11 protein-coding genes are annotated in these 17,355 nt (G+C 54.6%); 8 read left to right on the top strand and 3 right to left on the bottom strand.

Going from position 1 to position 17,355, the window contains the following annotated elements; all coding sequences use genetic code 11:
- Positions 1-39: 39 nt before the first annotated feature.
- A complete protein-coding gene (locus ACFOLF_RS12845; RefSeq protein ID WP_210045237.1) occupies positions 40-969 on the bottom strand; it encodes a phytanoyl-CoA dioxygenase family protein in 930 nt (309 codons plus the stop codon).
- A gap of 392 nt (positions 970-1,361) precedes the next feature.
- On the opposite strand from ACFOLF_RS12845, the gene ACFOLF_RS12840 reads away from it, so the two are divergent.
- From ACFOLF_RS12840 to ACFOLF_RS12820, 5 genes are all read left to right on the top strand, one after another.
- Entirely contained in the window at positions 1,362-2,330 is a 969-nt protein-coding gene (locus ACFOLF_RS12840; RefSeq protein WP_379113588.1) for an aldo/keto reductase, read from the top strand.
- 21 nt (positions 2,331-2,351) lie between these two features.
- The gene (locus ACFOLF_RS12835) at positions 2,352-3,209 is read left to right on the top strand and encodes a creatininase family protein (protein WP_210045293.1); all 858 of its coding nucleotides are present in this window, start codon (positions 2,352-2,354) and stop codon (positions 3,207-3,209) included.
- A 304-nt stretch (positions 3,210-3,513) separates the two neighbouring features.
- A complete protein-coding gene (locus ACFOLF_RS12830) occupies positions 3,514-5,925 on the top strand; it encodes a glycoside hydrolase family 31 protein (protein ID WP_210045235.1) in 2,412 nt (803 codons plus the stop codon).
- An 18-nt stretch (positions 5,926-5,943) separates the two neighbouring features.
- Positions 5,944-7,032 (top strand): Gfo/Idh/MocA family protein, encoded by a 1,089-nt coding sequence (locus ACFOLF_RS12825; RefSeq protein ID WP_210045234.1) that lies wholly within the window; start codon positions 5,944-5,946, stop codon positions 7,030-7,032.
- 15 nt (positions 7,033-7,047) lie between these two features.
- Positions 7,048-9,432: a glycoside hydrolase family 95 protein gene (locus ACFOLF_RS12820; RefSeq protein ID WP_210045292.1), complete on the top strand. Its 2,385-nt coding sequence runs from the start codon at positions 7,048-7,050 to the stop codon at positions 9,430-9,432.
- An 851-nt stretch (positions 9,433-10,283) separates the two neighbouring features.
- Here ACFOLF_RS12820 and ACFOLF_RS12815 read toward each other — a convergent pair.
- Positions 10,284-10,709 carry a pyridoxamine 5'-phosphate oxidase family protein gene (locus ACFOLF_RS12815; RefSeq protein WP_210045233.1) on the bottom strand — a complete coding sequence of 142 codons (426 nt, stop codon included), beginning with the start codon at positions 10,707-10,709 and terminating at the stop codon, positions 10,284-10,286.
- A gap of 223 nt (positions 10,710-10,932) precedes the next feature.
- Between ACFOLF_RS12815 and ACFOLF_RS12810 the strand changes: the two genes are divergently transcribed.
- The 3 genes from ACFOLF_RS12810 (at position 10,933) to ACFOLF_RS12800 (ending at position 14,626) form a co-directional block, all read left to right on the top strand.
- Positions 10,933-12,276: a TrkH family potassium uptake protein gene (locus tag ACFOLF_RS12810; protein WP_210045232.1), complete on the top strand. Its 1,344-nt coding sequence runs from the start codon at positions 10,933-10,935 to the stop codon at positions 12,274-12,276.
- A gap of 121 nt (positions 12,277-12,397) precedes the next feature.
- Positions 12,398-13,264 carry an MBL fold metallo-hydrolase gene (locus ACFOLF_RS12805; protein ID WP_379113590.1) on the top strand — a complete coding sequence of 289 codons (867 nt, stop codon included), beginning with the start codon at positions 12,398-12,400 and terminating at the stop codon, positions 13,262-13,264.
- Positions 13,265-13,414: 150 nt separating this feature from the next.
- The gene (locus tag ACFOLF_RS12800) at positions 13,415-14,626 is read left to right on the top strand and encodes an MFS transporter (protein ID WP_210045230.1); all 1,212 of its coding nucleotides are present in this window, start codon (positions 13,415-13,417) and stop codon (positions 14,624-14,626) included.
- Between the two features lie 66 nt (positions 14,627-14,692).
- Here ACFOLF_RS12800 and ACFOLF_RS12795 read toward each other — a convergent pair whose 3' ends face one another.
- Positions 14,693-17,308: a LuxR C-terminal-related transcriptional regulator gene (locus tag ACFOLF_RS12795; RefSeq protein ID WP_210045229.1), complete on the bottom strand. Its 2,616-nt coding sequence runs from the start codon at positions 17,306-17,308 to the stop codon at positions 14,693-14,695.
- Between the last annotated feature and the right edge of the window lie 47 nt (positions 17,309-17,355).

The following is a 17,355-nucleotide window of genomic DNA, read 5'->3' as shown; positions in this document are numbered from 1 at the left end:
GGTATAAATGGTAATAATTTAAAATTTATGGTTATTGGCTCACTTGATTGTATGAACGACTTTCAGCTTCGCCCGTTCCTCGTCGGTATATTGCGCCTGCAGCTGCTCCCAATAACGGGGCGGAGTTGTCGTCTCGCCATGGAATTTGAAGCCGCGCTCGTTAAGCTTGATATCCCCGCTCAGATCGGTCGCGTCAAAACCCATTTCCACTCTTTTCTTCAGCATCGTCTGGATGGCCTCGCGGCGTTCTTCGCTCCAGCCCGGCAGATCCTTGGCCCAGGCTTCAGGCGCATAGCTGTCCTGATACACATCTTCATTCACATAATGCACATAGAAAATCCGTCTTTGTTTGTCGGAATGATTGAAGGACGAGCCATGCGGCGTGGACAGGCAGTGGAACAGCACATCGCCGGGCTCCATCTCCAGCGGTACGGCTCCGCAGTTATTGTACAGGTCTTCCTCGGACACCTGCTTCAAATCCACATGGCCAACCAGATGGCGCCCGTGAATAGCGAATACGCCGCCGTTGTCCGCACCGGAATGATTCAAATAAATATCGGTGGTGAAGTTGGGAATGCCGAAGGTTTCAGATCGCTTGGCGGCGCCATACGGCGGGTCCTGATGCCAATGAACGGGCGCGCCGGAATTGGCCAGCTTGACAACTAGCGAGTCATTCCACGGGTAGAAGGAATGTCCGATGATTTGACCGATATTCTCCAGAAGCTCCTGATTGACGGTAGCCGCCTGAAAAATATCGTCCCGCTGCCACATTTTCTCCGAACGCCAGTAGGTTTCACTGCCGTCTTTATTTTTATAATAGCGGTGCTCCTCGCCTTCCCGCGCTACGCCTTCCGCTTGCGTTGCGTCGGCTGCTTTTTGCAGCAGCTCCAGCTCTTTGCCTTTAAATAAACCTCTCATGATCAAATAGCCGTTCGCATGAAAGTAGTCGATTTGTTGTTGAGTCAACATGGGTTCATGTCTCCTTTATGTTCGTCGTTTTGCTTGCAGGAACATCGTAACATAGCGGGCAACCGCTTACTTTTCTTAACACGCCTCCAAATTTGCAATTTTGTTCAAAATGCTTTTCGTCTGCCAAATGCCGCATAAGTGGTGGAAAATAACAGCCCAGGCGATAGCGGGAAAAGAAGCCTGAAGCTTGGATGAAATCGGGATACAACGGTAATCAACATCGGATTCCTTCAACAATACGTCCCTGCGGCAAACGTTCCAGCAAATGAACCATCCGGATATTGAACAAAATCGCAAATGTAAGGCCATGTCCTGACAAGTTTGCCGGAGCGCATTCCGCTATACTTTTGGTAAGCACACGATAAGGACTGAAGAAGGAGAGATTAATGACTATGAATTATAGAACATTGGGAAAATCGGGCTTGCGTATATCGGAGGTTGGATTCGGCGCATGGGGAATCGGCAAGAGCAGCTGGGTAGGCGCAGAGGATGACGAGTCGCTGCGGGCGCTGAATCTGGCCATTGACCGGGGCATTAATTTTATCGATACGGCAATGGGCTACGGCAATGGACATAGTGAGCGGCTGGTCGGCGAATTGATCAAATCGCGCAGCGAAACGATCCATGTCGCGACCAAGGTATCGCCAATCAATCTCAAGTGGCCGGCGGTTGCCGGAACCCCTGTTGAAGAAGGCTTTACGGCTGAGCATATCATGAAATGCGCGGAGAACAGCCTGCGGAATCTTGGACTGGAGACGATTGATGTTCTCCAGACGCATGTGTGGCTGGATTCCTGGAGCGGCGAGGGCGACTGGCTGGATGCGGTGGTCAAGCTGAAGGAGCAGGGTAAAATCCGCGCCTTCGGGATCTCCATTAACGATCATGAGGCGGACAATGCGATAAAAGCGCTGGAGAGCGGCGTAATCGATACGGTGCAGTTCATTTATAATATTTTCGATCAGACGCCGGAGGAAAAGCTGCTGCCGGCATGCATCAAGCACAATGTCGGCACGATCATCCGTGTACCGCTGGATGAGGGCGGTCTTACCGGCAACGTAGGCCCGGATACGACATTCCCGGAGGGCGACTTCCGCAACGGGTATTTCCGCGATGACCGGAAGCAGGAAGTATACGACCGTGTGAAAGCGATTGCCGGCGATCTGGACGCTTCCATGGAGCAGCTTCCCGAGATCGCGCTGCGTTTTATACTCTCGCATCCCGGCGTATCGACCGTTATTCCGGGCATGCTGAGAAGCCGCGAAGTGGAGATGAACTGCGCGCTTGGCGACGGCCGCGGGCTGCCGGAGGAGCAGGTGCAGAAGCTGAAGAAGCATGCATGGTTCCGCAATTTCTATAAATAGGGGGCGAGTGAATTGACGAAGGTGCTGTGGTCGGAGCTGTTCCCGGATGAATTCCGGCAGCGGCTGGAGGAATGTCCCTTGGTTTATTTGCCGCTTGGCATCTGCGAGCCGCATGGACAGATCAGCGCGTACGGCCTGGACACGATCAAGGCGGAGTATCTGTGCGCACAAGCGGCGCGGCGCGGCGGCGGAATTGTTGCCCCGTCACTGGGCTACCACATTCATGAGGCAGGGTATCACGCGCCTTGGCTGAGGGATGAGGTAGGGGAGATCAATCCGCATATGACGGCAATGCCGCCGCATGTGATGCTGTATTTCTTCCTGTATCAGTTAAGAGCGTTCGTGAATGCGGGCTTCAAAGGAATTATCGTCGTATCCGGCCACAGCGGCGGGAATCAGGAGGATTTGCGGAGGGCTGCGGAGCTGTTTCAGAGCCGGATTCCAGTGGCAATGTGGGTCGGCAGCGACCCCGAGCTGGTAAGAGGGCTCCATGACGGCGACCATGCAGGCAAATATGAGATTTCGCAGCTGATGTATCTGCGTCCGGATTTGATCGATGAATCGCGGCGTGAGCTGGAGAGCCTGCCCGGAAGCGGCGGACGGCTTGCGCTGGGGGCAGATGCCGGTGAGGCGTCGAGCCAGCTTGGCGAGCGGATCATGGAGGATTCGCTGCTCCAGTTAGGAGAGATCACAGGCAGGCTCCTGGCCGAAATCAGGGAGCAGCCGGAAGTCTCTGCGGTTATTGATTATGCGGCGATAGAATCGATATATGCCGAATTGCTTACAAGTAAAAGCCAGTGGCGAACCGCCTCGCCCTATCCTGCCCAGGAGCCGGTTCCGGAGGATTCCCGCTGGAAGCCTTATGAATTTATTAGATAGTCTGCCTTAAAGGCTGATAATGGCCTTCATTGCCGGAAGGTATTCTTCAATATGGCAAAAGCCGGAGCAGCATATAATTGCCGGGAAGCAGTCTTCTTGCCGGTTAGATTTGACGGCAAACCCTCCTTGATAGCGCTCTGGACCGGTATAAAGGCAAACGTGCCTTCATACCGGTCCAGAGCAAACTGTATTTTCGGCAAGCCTGCCTTAATAGTGCTCTAGAGCAAACTGCATGGTTTGCAAACCAACCTTTATTTGGCAGGTACCAGCCTGCCTTCAAATTTATCGCTGAGGAGTTTTATGGATGGAGATCATCAGTTATGAGCAATCGGCCGGCGGCCTGGTTCTGATATCCGCTAAAGGCCGAATCAAGGTGGAGCCTGTTTCCCCTTCGATTATCCATGTCGTTTATACCTTGGAGGAATCATTCAGCACCAAGCCAAGCCTGGCTGTCCTCAAGGAGGCAAGCACCGGTACAAAGTGGGAGATCCAAGAATCCGATTTGACCGTGACTCTGCGCACAACCGAGCTGGTTCTCGAAATAATTAAAGCCACAGCCGCCTTCACCTGGCGCGACAAGCAGGGCGGGCTGCTCACGCGGGAGCCGCAGACCGGCGGCAAAACACTTGTTCCGACGGAAGCGGTAACCTTCATTTATGACGATAGCTCTGAGGTTCAATCGAGCATGTCCGTCGATGGCGTGCGCGTCCAGGCCGAGGCCAAGGAAGCCCGGACACGCCGTGCGTATCATACGAAGCTTGCTTTTGAATGGGAGACCGGGGAAGCCTTGTACGGCCTGGGCTCGCATGAGGAAGGGATTATGAACCTACGGGGCACCAGCCAATATCTGTATCAGCAAAATATGAAAGCCGTCGTTCCCATGCTGGTCTCCACGAAAGGATATGGCGTGCTGGTCGACAGCTACAGCCTGATGACCTTTCATGATGATGTCCATGGCTCGTATCTGTGGTCGGAAGTGGAAGACGAGCTGGATTACTATTTCATCTACGGTCCCGAGCTCGATGAGGTTGTGGCGGGATACCGCCAGCTTACCGGGGCAGCGCCGATGCTGCCGAAATGGGCCTTCGGCTACGCGCAGTCCAAGGAGCGCTATGAATCCCAGGCCGAGCTGCTTGCCGTCGTGGAAGAGTACCGGGAGCGCAAAATCCCGCTGGATCTGATTATTCTCGATTGGCGGTCATGGACCGGCGATCTGTGGGGCCAGAAATCGTTCGACCCCGACCGGTTCCCGGATCCCGATGAGATGATGCGCAAGCTTCATGAGAAGCATGCGAAGCTGATGGTCTCGATTTGGCCGATTATGAATAATGACGGGTCCAATCATCTGGAGATGAAGGAGCATAACACGCTGCTTGGAAACCGCGCCACCTACGATGCGTTCAGTGAGAAAGCGCGCAGCTTGTACTGGAAGCAGGCGAACGAGGGTTTATTCGCTCACGGCATCGACGCCTGGTGGTGCGACTGCACCGAGCCGTTCGAGGCGGATTGGAACGGAGAAGTCCGGCTCGAGCCTGAGCAGCGCCTGCTGGTCAATACCGGGCAATCCAAGAAATATCTCGATCCGGAATATATTAACGCCTACTCCCTGCAGCATTCCAAAGGCATCTACGAAGGGCAGCGCGCGACCACCGAAGAGAAGCGGGTCGTCAACCTGACACGCTCGGCATTTTCGGGGCAGCAGCGCTACGGAGCGATTACATGGTCCGGCGATACGGCGGCCAAATGGGATACGCTGCGCAAACAGATTCCTGCCGGGCTGAACTTTGTTGCCACCGGCGTGCCGTACTGGACCTCGGATATCGGGGCATTCTTCACAGCGAAGAAAGAGCAGTGGTTCTGGGGCGGGGATTATAATGACGGCTGCGAAGATCCGGCTTACCGGGAGCTTTATTTGCGCTGGTTCCAATATGGCGCCTTTCTGCCGATCTTCCGCTCACACGGGACGGACACGCCGCGGGAGGTATGGAGATTCGGCGAGCCGGGCACCGTCATTTATGACACGCTGGTGAAGTTTATCCGGCTGCGTTACCGGCTGCTTCCTTACTTGTATTCGCTTGCGGGGGCTGTTACCCATCAAGCCTACACGATGATGCGGCCGCTGGCCTTTGATTTCCGCCATGATGCGGCCGCTTATAATATTGGCGATCAATATATGTTCGGACCGGCACTGCTGGTGAATCCGGTGCTGGAGCAGGCCGCCGGAGACGGTAATGATCACAGCCGCAGCGTCTATCTGCCGGCAGGGACATCCTGGCATGACTTCTGGACCGGCGATTATTACGGGGGCGGGCAGACAATAGACGCAGACGCCGGACTTGCTACGATGCCATTATTCGTACGCGCCGGCTCCATCGTGCCGATTGGACCCGATGTGCAGCATTCCGGCGAACAGCCCGATGCTCCATGGACCCTTCTGATTTACGGCGGAGCTGACGGCAGCTTTGTCCTCTACGAGGACGAGGGGGATGGTTACGGCTATGAGCAGGGAGAGCATGCAGCTGTGACTCTTCTTTACCATGATCAATCCCGAACGCTTACCTTCGGAAGCCGTCAGGGATCGTACGGCGGGATGAACGTCAAGAGGAGCTTCCAGGTGAAAGTAATGACGGAAGGCATGGGCTATCTGGATGAAGCTGGCATACCGGCCCGGCAGACGGTCGAATATGAAGGCTCGGCGTTGACTATTCAATTGTAGGTGAAGGAAGCGATGATCATGACACAGAAAAAATACAAGCTTGGCGTCATCGGACTTGGGGAAGGCCGCAGTATTATGTCCGCAGCCCTGAACAGCAAACGGTGGGATCTTCAGCTCGTCTGCGACAAAAATCCCGAAATCTGCGTAAGGCGCGCCGAAGAATTCGGCTTCTCCCGCTGGACAACGGAATACCAGGATTTGCTGGACCATCCCGATATCGAGGTCATTGCCATCTATACCCCGGATCAGCTGCATTTTACGCATGTTTGTCAGGCTCTTGAAGCCGGCAAGCATGTCATCTGCACGAAGCCGCTGCTGCCTTCGCTGGAAGGGGCGGGCGAGCTGCTGGAGGTGATCGGGCGGACGGGGAAACAAGTATTTGTCGGCCAAAGCTCCCGGTTCTTCGAGCCGATGATCCGTCAGCGCGAGGATTACGATAAAGGGCGCCACGGCGACATTCAGATTGTGGAGTCCCACTACATTACGGATGGAAGATGGTTTCTGGAAAAGGACTGGAGCCGTCAGAAGGGCTTCAGCTGGATGTACGGCTTTATGATTCATGCGGTTGATCTGGTCCGCTGGTATTTGCCCGGCATTACCGAGGTAACCGGATTTGGCCGTACGAGCGATTCCAGCAGCAAGCTGGGCCTTGCCAGCTGGGATACCATGCGTTTCCTCCTTCGGGACGGAGAAGGACGCATGGCCCAGATTGCCGGGAGCTACACCCAGCCGTCGCTCGGGCAGGAGGTCGAGCCTTCAATCGGATGTGTTATCCGGGGAACGGAAGGAACCAGCCGGGCGGAATACTCCAATATGAGGTACCATACTCATTTTGCCGGTGAAGGAGCGGTTTCGCATTCCTTCGATTATAAGCATTTCTATTATTTCCGTTTTGAAGGAAACACTCATCATGCCGGGGAATATCAGAATTATATCGAATATTTTGCCGATTGTCTGGACGCGGGAATCACACCGCTGCCTGACGCGCAGGAGGCTGTTCATACCCTTGCGCTGATGGTCGCCATGGAACGAAGTATCAATGCGGGTGGCCAGCTTGTCAAGGTCAGCGATATCAAGAAAGAATTCGGGCTGGAGCAACGGTCTTGAAGGAGGCTGCAAATGATGAAATTGACCTATGACATCCCGGCCCGGCTGTGGACCGAGGCGCTGCCTGTAGGGAATGGCCGGCTTGGGGCCATGGTGTTCGGAGGCGTGGATACGGAGCGGATCGGACTCAACGAAGACACGCTCTGGTCAGGCGGCCCGCAGGACTGGAATAACCCGCTTGCCCGGGAGGCGCTGGACGAGATTCGCCAGCTGGTAGCAGACGGACGCTATGAGGAAGCCGAAGCCCTCAGCAAATCCTCCATGATGGGGCCTTATACGCAATCTTACATGCCCTTTGGAAATTTGCATCTCCACTTTTATCACGGCCAGCTGACGGAGGAATACGAGAGGGAGCTGGATCTGGCGGAAGGCATGGCAAAGGTCACCTACCGAATCGGGCAGACTGTTTATACGAGAGAAATAATCGCATCCCATCCGGATCAGGTTATAGCTGTTCGTTTAACGGCCAGCCGGCCCGGCATGCTGACTTTCAAAGCATCTCTAAGCAGTCCCCTGAAGTCGAGGCAGCTGCCTGATCGGGATGCGCTCGTTCTGCAGGGCTATTGTCCGGAGGACGTGCTGCCCAACTACTACGAGACGGATATGCCTCTGCGTTACGGGCAGGAAGATACGACAACCGCCATGCGTTTTGAAGGAAGGCTTGTTGTGCGTCTGGAGGACGGGGGTACATCGAAGACAGACCAGGATGGACTGCATGTCGAAGGCGCGACCAGCGCCGTCCTGTATTTTGCAGCGGCCACAAGCTATAACGGCTATGACCGAAGTCCGGGAACAGAGGGGCGCGATCCGCGGGAAGCCTCAAGAAATATGCTGGACGCGGCGGTTGGCAAACCGGCGGATGAGTTTTTTGAAGCCCATAAGAGGGATCACGGAGCCTTGTTCGGACGGATGGAGTTCAAGCTGGGGCCGTCCCCGGCTCCGGAAGAGCTGCCGACAAACCGCCGTATCGCGGAATACGGAGCGGAGGATCCGCATCTGGTTGAATTGCTGTTTCACTATGGGCGTTATCTGATGATTGCCAGCTCCCGTCCGGGCACGCAGCCGGCCAATCTGCAGGGCATCTGGAATCAGGATGCGCGGCCGGTATGGAGCAGCAACTATACGTTGAATATTAATGCGCAAATGAATTATTGGCCTGCCGAAGTGTGCAATCTGGGCGAATGCCACGAGCCGCTGCTGAGCTTCGTCGGCGAGCTTGCCGAGAGCGGGAAGAAGACGGCGGCGGTTCATTATGGCGCAAGAGGCTGGACGGCGCATCATAATTCTGATTTATGGCGGCAATCCGCACCGCCTGGCGATTACGGACACGGCAATCCGCTATGGGCCAATTGGCCGATGGGCGGCGTTTGGCTGTGCCAGCATTTGTGGGAGCATTACCGCTTTGGCGGGAATCGCGATTATTTGCGGGAGCAGGCTTATCCTATCATGAAATCGGCCGCCTTGTTCTGCCTGGACTGGCTAATCGATGATGGCCGGGGAGGGCTGATTACCTCGCCGTCCACCTCGCCCGAGCACCGCTTCCGGCTGGAGGATGGGCGGACGCCAGCGCTCAGCCAAGCCTCGACGATGGATATGAGCTTGATCCGCGAGCTGTTCAGCCACTGCATGCAGGCGGCAGATGAATTGGAGATCGATGACGATTTGAAGCTGACGCTGCAGGAGGCAAGCTCCCGATTGCTGCCGCCGCAGATTGGAAGTCGTGGCGGAATTCAGGAGTGGTCGCAGGATTACGGGGACGAGGACGTGCATCACCGGCATGTGTCGCATCTGTATGATATCTATCCGGGAAATGGCTGGACGCCTGAGGGTACGCCCGAGCTGTTCGCGGCTGCCCGTAATTCTCTGGAACGCCGAGGAGATGGCGGAACCGGCTGGAGTCTCGGGTGGAAGGTGAATCTATGGGCGAGATTCAGGGACGGCAACCGGGCACTGGGTCTGATCGGAAATCTGCTGAAGCTAGTCGAGGACGACGGACGAATCGATTTTCATCGCGGCGGCGTATATGCCAATCTGTTCGACGCCCATCCTCCTTTTCAGATCGACGGCAATTTCGGCGTGACTGCCGGAATCGCGGAGATGCTCTTGCAATCGCACGCAGGCGAACTGCATTTGCTCCCCGCGCTGCCGGATGCCTGGAAGGAAGGCAGCGTAACGGGGCTGTGCGCCCGCGGGGGCTTCGAGATCAGCATGGGCTGGCGTGACGGCGTGCTGGAATCGGCCCGGATCATCTCCCGTCTGGGAGGCCGCTGCCGGGTCCGGATCGGCAGCGGGCAGCTGTTTACGGTGAGCGGCAAGGGAAATGCTCCAGCTGATGCGGCATCTGCCGCGGAATTTGACACGGAGCCGGGGGAAGTTTACACATTGATATTCCGGCAATAAGCTTTCAAGACCGCTAACCACAGTTAGAAGCTTCATTCCTGTTAGGGGGCATCCCGAAAATCAATTCATAATTTTCATCCCCCGCCCGGCGCTGTATCTCATTGCCAAAAGAACCTCCGCTTCCACTTATGCCAGTGGATCCGGAGGTTCTTTTATGTGAATATTGGAACGGACTCATTCACGAACATTTTTTGGACAGGACCTTCACTCAACCGGAATTGAATCGTACGATGCTGATCCTGCTCAAAAAAAGCTGCTTCCATCACTTATTTGTGAACAAGAATGGGAAGCGGCAAAAGACAATAGCGGCGCAGCAAGGATTTTCCGGTTTACAGGGCCGGTACCCGCGGCTAAAGAGAATGCAGGGCGGATTATCCTTGCTGGAGCCGCCGCTAGGGCTTGACGGGCGCTGAAACGGCGGCGCAGCAAGGATTTTCCGGCTTACAAGGCCGTACCCGCGGCCTAAAGAGAATGCAGAGCGGATTATCCTTGCTGGAGCCGCCGCTGGGGCTTGACGGGCGCTGAAACGGCGGCGCAGCAAGCCTCCGACAGCCAAATACCGTTTAACCCTTACACAATAGAAGAGTGCCCATTGCGCACTGTCATATCATCACTGCTGCCGAACAAGCTTGCCGCAGGACTCTGCCGCTGCAGAGCGGCACAAGCCTGAGCCCAAGCCTTTGCGAGTCCAAGCACCTCGTTTCCGCACACCAGTCTCCTTATACGCATCGAACTTGCACCGGGCCGGCACTTACGGATTCAAGATCATTTGCCAAAGCCGGCATTCAACATTAGAACTGATTGGAAATTAACTGCCCATTTCTAATTTTTACTGTCTGCCAGACCTGTGATTACTTCTCCCACACCTGCGCCTGGCCTTCCTCATTCGAATATTGTATCCGCGAAGCGTGAATGTCGAGAATCACATAATCAGGATCGTCGGGGCCATTAAACCACCGCTTCATCTCAGGATTCCACAGCTTGTGCCGAAGAGAATCATCCTTGGTGATAGAGGCGGTCCCCTCAATTTCTACAATTTCCGGCGACGATTTCCCGTCAAATCCAAGCAGCAGCGAGATATTGCTGTTATGCTGCAGATCTTCCACCTTATGCGTTTTGCGGTCGGTCGCCAGATACACATTCAAGCCATCGTGAAATATGGCCATGTAGCGTGATTTCGGTTTGTTATTCTCAACAGTGGCCAAAGAGCCGAATTTATGTTTGTCCAATGCAGCGGTAATGCGCTGCTCCAACTTCTGCTTCTCAATGACTGCCATGGTCTCATCGCTCCTCATCGGTTCTAAATGTTGGGGGAATGCCCAGAAGATATAATACCCTATTATCCATCCGGCGAACCGCCTAAGGCTGTCAGCCCTGGATTTTTTTCAGACCGGAGAGGGAATGAAAGTTTTGTCCCGCAGCGGGGACTTTGATACACTGTAGAGGGTAAATAAAGTAAACCAAATGTTGCACCCGGATGTGCAAATAATCGGAGCGGAGATGAATCGGTTGAGTTCGGTGCAGAAAAAGCTGAAAATATCACCTCCCCAGTTTCTGGCGATGGGGTTCACCATGATCATTGTTATCGGTACACTGCTGTTATCGCTGCCTGTCGCGTCTATTCCCGGTCAGCGGCTGGGGCTTCTGGATGCGCTGTTTATGGCGGCTTCGGCTGCCTGCGTTACCGGGCTCTCGGTCGTGGATACAAGCACTCATTTTACCTTGTTCGGCCATATTGTGATTCTTGTTATGGTTCAGCTTGGCGGACTCGGCTTCATGACGATGGCGACCTGGTTCGCACTGGCATGGGGCAAAAGGGTTTCCTTGAAGGAGCGCCTTATTCTCAAGGAAGCGATGAATCAGAACTATATGGAGGGAATTGTCCGGCTCTCCCGGAGAGTCATCATCTATTCGCTTACGGTGGAAGCCGCTGCCGCCGTTCTGCTCGCGCTGCGCTGGGCAAGCGAAATGCCGCTGGGCAAGGCCCTTTATTATGGTGTTTTTCATTCCATATCCATCTTTAACAATGCCGGTTTCGTATTGATCAACGGCAGCTTCATCGCCTATACCAATGATATTTATATCAATGTGATCACGATGATTCTGATCGTTCTTGGAGGGATCGGCTTTATTGTCCTGTCCGATTTGATTGAATACCGCAGGACACGCCGGCTTTCTTTACATAGCAAGGTGGTGCTGTCGGCTTCGGGAATCCTGATCGTCTTCGGAGGACTCGTTATTTTCATGATGGAATTCAGCAATTCGCTGACGCTTGGGCCTCTGAATGCCGGAGGGAAGGTGCTGGCCTCCATCTATCAGTCCGTCAGCTTGCGCTCCGCCGGGACAAGCACCATCGATATTACCGGACTTCGCGAGAGCACGCAGTTCTTTATGATCATTCTGATGTTCATCGGAGCAGCGCCGGGTTCGACGGGAGGCGGCATTAAAGTAACCACCTTCGTTATTCTGATCGGCTCCGTCATAACGATGATGCGCGGGCGCGAGGATGTAGTCCTGTTCCGCAACCGGCTGTCCAAGGAGCATACTTACAAAGCCATCATGATTACGTTCATCGCTATCGCCCTGGTCGTATCCGGCGCGATGATCATGTCGACCACACAGTCGCATTCTTTCCTGAAGCTACTGTTCGAAACCACCTCTGCTTTTGGTACGGTGGGGCTAAGTTTGGGGCTGACTCCGGAGCTTACCGCCAGCGGCAAAATAGTGATCATCATCATGATGTTTATCGGAAGGATGGGGGCTTTGACGCTCGCCTATGCCCTTCAACCGCGGATTCGCAAGGAGCTTTACCGCCATCCCGAGGGAAAAATTATTATCGGATAACAGAAATAGGTTAGAAATTCAGGGGAAATAAGAGTAGAATAAAACTATGATGTTTACCTTTTAAATATAATAGGTCGTAAAAAGATGGTGCAGCCGTCGTCTGGGAGGCATGACAGAAGAGATGGAGAAACAAAGCGTTCGAAGCGGAGAAGCGTTCATTCAGGAAGTCAATGAAACACAGGTGCCATACGGCTGCCTGGCGGTCTGGTTCCTTGGTCAGGAAAGCGTCATCATCAAAGGCGATGGCATAACGGTCTATGTCGATCCTTATGTATCGGACTATCTGGCGGTACATTCAGGACTTGATCGCACGTATCCCGCCCCGATTGAACCGGCCCACATTACGAATGCGGATGTATGCCTCATCACCCACGAACACGGGGATCATCTGGACAAGGGGACCATTCCGCATCTGGCAGCGAATAATCCCAATGCCGTCATCGTCGCGCCTGAGGCTTGCAGGACGCAGCTTCTGGAGCTTGGGGCAACTGCGGAACAGCTGTATGCCGCTCATCCGGCGAACTGGCAAACCATCCATTCCAAGCTGCGGATTCTGCCTGTTCCAGCCGCCCACGAGCAGCTTGAAGAGGATGCGCAGGGCAACCACCGCTATGTCGGCTATTTGATTGAGCTCAATGGCGTAACCCTCTACCATGCCGGCGATACGATTGTTTATCCGGGGCTGGTGGAGAAAATACGCGGCCATCAGGTTGACCTGGCCATGCTGCCTATTAACGGGCGGGATTACTTTCGGACCAGCAGGGGGATTATAGGCAATATGGATTACCGGGAGGCAGCCGAATTTGCAGCCCTCACCGGAGCCGACACGGTGATCCCGCTGCATTACGATATTTTCACAGGCAACGCGGAGAATCCGGGTTACTTCATCGACTACCTCTACCAGAATTTTCCAACTCAGAAAGCTCATGTTCTGGCAAGGGCGGAGCGATTCGTTTACGTCGCAAGCCGCACGTTCAGACAAACATAAAGCGAATGTTTTATAAGAAGGAAGCCAATCAGTGTCTCTTGTCATTTTAGGAGATGCCGGGTTGGCTTTTTGTTGCAATCTATCGTCGGACAGATTCCTGGGGCAGCACTTTATTCGTAATCTTTTTTCCCTGAAAGGACGTGTCGATCAATGAAATTCTCATGGGAACGCAATCTGATGGTACTGTGGATCGGGGTTTTCTTTTGCAGCACGGCTTACTCCATTTCCATTCCGTTTCTCCCGATATTCCTGAATACCGATCTTGGTGTGACGGAGCATCTGGAAATCTGGTCGGGGTTCGCTTTTGGCATTACCTTCCTGGCGAGCGCCCTGATCTCTCCCTTCTGGGGCTCGCTGGCTGACAAATACGGACGCAAGCCGATGCTGATCCGCTCAGGCTTCAGTCTGGCCGCGCTGTATCTGATTAATTATTTTATTCATGATCCCTACTGGTTTCTGGTTGTCCGGATATTTCAGGGCTTGCTGGCGGGCTTCGTGCCCGCAGCGATCGCGCTTGTGGCAACGAATACGCCGGAGGAAAAAACAGGCTATGCGCTGGGCATCATGGCGACAGCCGGAGCTACCGGGAGTATTGTCGGTCCGCTTATCGGCGGCGTGGTCAGCCATTATTACGGCAACCGCAGTGCGTTTCTGTTCTCCTGCGTGGTGGTGCTTCTATCTGCCATTATCGCATTGGTATTTGCAAAGGAACAAAATTTCAACCGCTCCGCCGCGCGTTCGCATGTTCTTGACGATCTGAAGATGGCATGGGCGAACCGCGCCTTCATGACGCTTCTGGGAATGGTAGCCATCAGCACCTTTTCCGTCATGATTCTGGAGCCGCTTATTACGGTGTATGTGCTGGAGATGGGGGTGTCGAAGACCAGCGCCTCGCTAAGCTCGGGCATCATCTTCTCGGCCGTCGGCATCGCGACTGTGCTGATGTCGCCAAGATGGGGCAAATGGGGCAGCCGCATGGGGTATGGAAAAATGCTGTTCATCGGCCTGCTGGGGGGCGGAATCGGCAATCTGCTGCAGTTTTTCGTGACCAATTATATCGGCTTCGGCATACTGCGGTTCGGCTACGGTCTGTTCTTCGCGGCAGTCTATCCGTCTATTAACGCAATGATCGTTCAGAATACGGACGCAGCCTTCCGCGGCAGAGCCTTCAGCCTGAACCAGTCGGCGTCGCAAATTGCAACCATGGCCGGACCTATTATCGGCGGCTTGCTGGGGACCTGGATGCCGATCCGCTGGGTGTTTATCATCAACGGCAGCGCTCTGATACTCTGTGCCATGATCTATAAATTGAAAGGGCAGCAGCGCGCGGTTGCGATCCGTGAGAGCGGAGCCGCGCGCTGATTGAGCGGTATGGCGCTGTGCTGCTTGACAGCTGACCCGACATATTCAAGACGGCGGACCCAATTGTCAGCTGCCGGGGGCTTTGTGATCTGCATCAAGCGGCTCAAGCAGCTGCAGCTCCTCTGCAATGACCAGGGCTTGGGTTCGTGAAGAGACGCCGAGCTTGCCGTAGATCCGGGAGAGATAGACTTTGATCGTGCCCTCGGTCAAAGACAGCTCTCTTGCGATGGATTTATTCGCTGACCCGTTCTTTATCAACTGGATAATGACCAGCTCCTGCTGTGTCAGCGGCTCGATCAGCGATCCCTTGGCAAGTCCCGGCTCCCGGTTCTCCGGGAACAAGCCCAGCAGCTTGGCTAAGTAAGCCTCCGATACGCCCTGGCTAACGTCAGCGCAGCGGCTGCGTTCAAGCTGGCTGGCCCGCAGCAAAGCCGCCATGGCTTTGCCCTCGTCCACAAAGCTGCGGATATAGCCGTTTGCTTCTCCAATCATCAGCGCCTCGCGCAAATATTGCAGAGCAGCGGAGCGCTGTCCTCTTTGCGCCTCCAGAAGCGCCTGCCGGATGGAGATTTCCGTCAGGCTCATCAGGCATTTTTCCCGCTCGGCCTGCGGCTTCATGATACCGAGAAGCCGGAGCGCCTCGGCTTCCTTGCGCCTGGCTCCCAGATAGCGGGCGAGCGCCAGAAACTCGAACAGCCGGTCAGGCGTCGGCCGGTCCAAAGCGGAGAGATGAAGCCCGCTCAGCTCCTGCTTGGCCTTGTTCAATTGTCCGTTCCGGACATACAAGCAGGCAAGAAAAACGCGCAGTGGACGAATCCACTGAAACTCCGACCGCGACGCCACATGTTCCACAGCGTGATGGATCGTGTCAATCGCCTGCTCCATGCTGCCCCTTACCGCTTGCAATCCTGCCAGCGTAATCTGCCCAGGGACATACAATCCGGCAATTTCCTCAAAGCGCGGCGACTGTTCCCCTTTATGCAGGCAGGCCAGCGACTCGTCCAACCGGTTCCATTCATACAACCCCTCGGCAAGCGACTGGTTCACATACAGGTTAATCAGCGAATCCTTCCAGCCATGGGATTCAATCAAGCCCATGAACTGACAGGCGATCGCTTCCGTATCCGGAGACAATACCCCCTTCAGTCCCATTGCCGTGCGTCGGACGAGCGGTTCGGACATATTGTAATTAAAATTATAAAAGATCGGATTCTCGGGCAGAACTTCACCGGTAATCTCCTCGGAAAACCGGTACCAGCCGGCAAAATCATAATTGTAGAAGACCAGATTTGATTTGACAAAAAGCAGTCCGCTCCGGATTTGACGGCGCTCGCCGGCATCAGCTTTCGGCAGATGGCGCTCTTCAATGCGCGCCAGAGCTGCAGCCGCACGGACTAACTGCCCTGTTACAACAAGCATGAAGGAATGCAGAAGGGACAGGCCGGAGGGCAGCTCCGCGCGCTGTTCTATCGCTTCAAACCAGCGCAGCAGGGTGGAGAATTCCCCGCGTTGGAAAAGAACCGGAGCATGCTCGCCCAGAAGATATATGGCATATTCATAATCCTCGCCCAGAATCGCGTGATTGATCGCTTCATCCGTCATCCCCTGCGCCATGAAGGATCTGCTGGCCGAGCGGTTTCCCTGGCTCCACAGCAGAGGGTGGTTCCGTCTGATCAGACTGCGCAGAAATTCGGAGAACAAATGATGGTAGCGAAACCACGTATCGGCTGGATCCAGCGGGATAAGAAATAAATTCATGGTCCTGAGCTTGGTCAGCATGTCCTGACCGTCCGTCTTGCCCGTCACATCGTTGCATAAAGCTGCATTTATACGCTCCAGTACAGACGTTTGCAGCAGAAAGCTGTGGATGGCAGAAGGCAAATTAGCCATGACCTCATTGAATAAATAATCGGCGATATTGCGGTGAAGGCCGCTGAAGCTGTCGATATAGCGGTCGTAGTCCATGGTGGAGCGCAGCGAGATGGATACCAGCTGGAGTCCGGCCACCCAGCCCTCGGTCCGTTCAAACAATCGCTTAATCTGCCCTGGCGAAAGCGGTAAATGGGATACCTCGCGGTAGAAGGCTTGCGTTTCCTCCAGAGTAAACTGAAGCTGCCCGATTGCCAGTTCGTCGAGCTGTTCCCGGACCCTCCACTTGGAGGTGGAAAAGGGAAGCTCTGCGCGGCTCGAAATAATCACATGAATGTGGTCGGGCAGATAATCTATGAAATAGGACAGGCCTTCATGAATCCGTTCATCGGCTATCCGATGATAATCATCCAGCACGATGACAAGGGGCCCGGGAATATCGATCAGTTCATTAATGAAAGCATCCAGGAAGGTGTAAATCGTCATTCCCGGCAGCAGCTGCCCCAAGGGAGAGAGTCGTTCGGACAGCAGGGGAGAACCGGCAGCGATCACGGCCTGTAGGACATAACGCCAGAACCGTATGGAGTCGTTATCCCGGTCATCCAATGATACCCATGCTGCGGAAAGCTGATGATGGTGAATCGTCTGCGTGAGCAGCGTTGTTTTGCCGAAGCCGGCCGGGGCGATGACCGTCGTCAGTTTGCCGGCAAGATTATGTGTTATGGCATCCATGAGCCGGGTCCGAAGCAACTGCTTGTCCCGGGATGCGGGAAGGCTTGTCTTGGTTTTCAGTAAAATGGTTTCGGAAATCATCGTTCCTCCATGAGGCAAGTCAGTCATTGTGATGACTATATTATACT

It is taken from the genome of Paenibacillus sepulcri, assembly GCF_042647105.1.
Classification (GTDB): Bacteria; Bacillota; Bacilli; order Paenibacillales; family Paenibacillaceae; genus Paenibacillus_Z; species Paenibacillus_Z sepulcri.
Note: the sequence above shows the minus strand (reverse complement) of the source record. Positions and strands in the feature narration are given on the sequence as shown.

Coding starts and splice junctions, on each gene's coding strand:
- ACFOLF_RS12845 (WP_210045237.1), bottom strand. CDS start 969: ATGTTGACTCAACAACAAATCGACTACTTTCATGCGAACGGCTATTTG.
- ACFOLF_RS12840 (WP_379113588.1), top strand. CDS start 1,362: ATGAATTATAGAACATTGGGAAAATCGGGCTTGCGTATATCGGAGGTT.
- ACFOLF_RS12830 (WP_210045235.1), top strand. CDS start 3,514: ATGGAGATCATCAGTTATGAGCAATCGGCCGGCGGCCTGGTTCTGATA.
- ACFOLF_RS12825 (WP_210045234.1), top strand. CDS start 5,944: ATGACACAGAAAAAATACAAGCTTGGCGTCATCGGACTTGGGGAAGGC.
- ACFOLF_RS12820 (WP_210045292.1), top strand. CDS start 7,048: ATGAAATTGACCTATGACATCCCGGCCCGGCTGTGGACCGAGGCGCTG.
- ACFOLF_RS12815 (WP_210045233.1), bottom strand. CDS start 10,709: ATGGCAGTCATTGAGAAGCAGAAGTTGGAGCAGCGCATTACCGCTGCA.
- ACFOLF_RS12810 (WP_210045232.1), top strand. CDS start 10,933: ATGAATCGGTTGAGTTCGGTGCAGAAAAAGCTGAAAATATCACCTCCC.
- ACFOLF_RS12805 (WP_379113590.1), top strand. CDS start 12,398: ATGGAGAAACAAAGCGTTCGAAGCGGAGAAGCGTTCATTCAGGAAGTC.
- ACFOLF_RS12800 (WP_210045230.1), top strand. CDS start 13,415: ATGAAATTCTCATGGGAACGCAATCTGATGGTACTGTGGATCGGGGTT.
- ACFOLF_RS12795 (WP_210045229.1), bottom strand. CDS start 17,308: ATGATTTCCGAAACCATTTTACTGAAAACCAAGACAAGCCTTCCCGCA.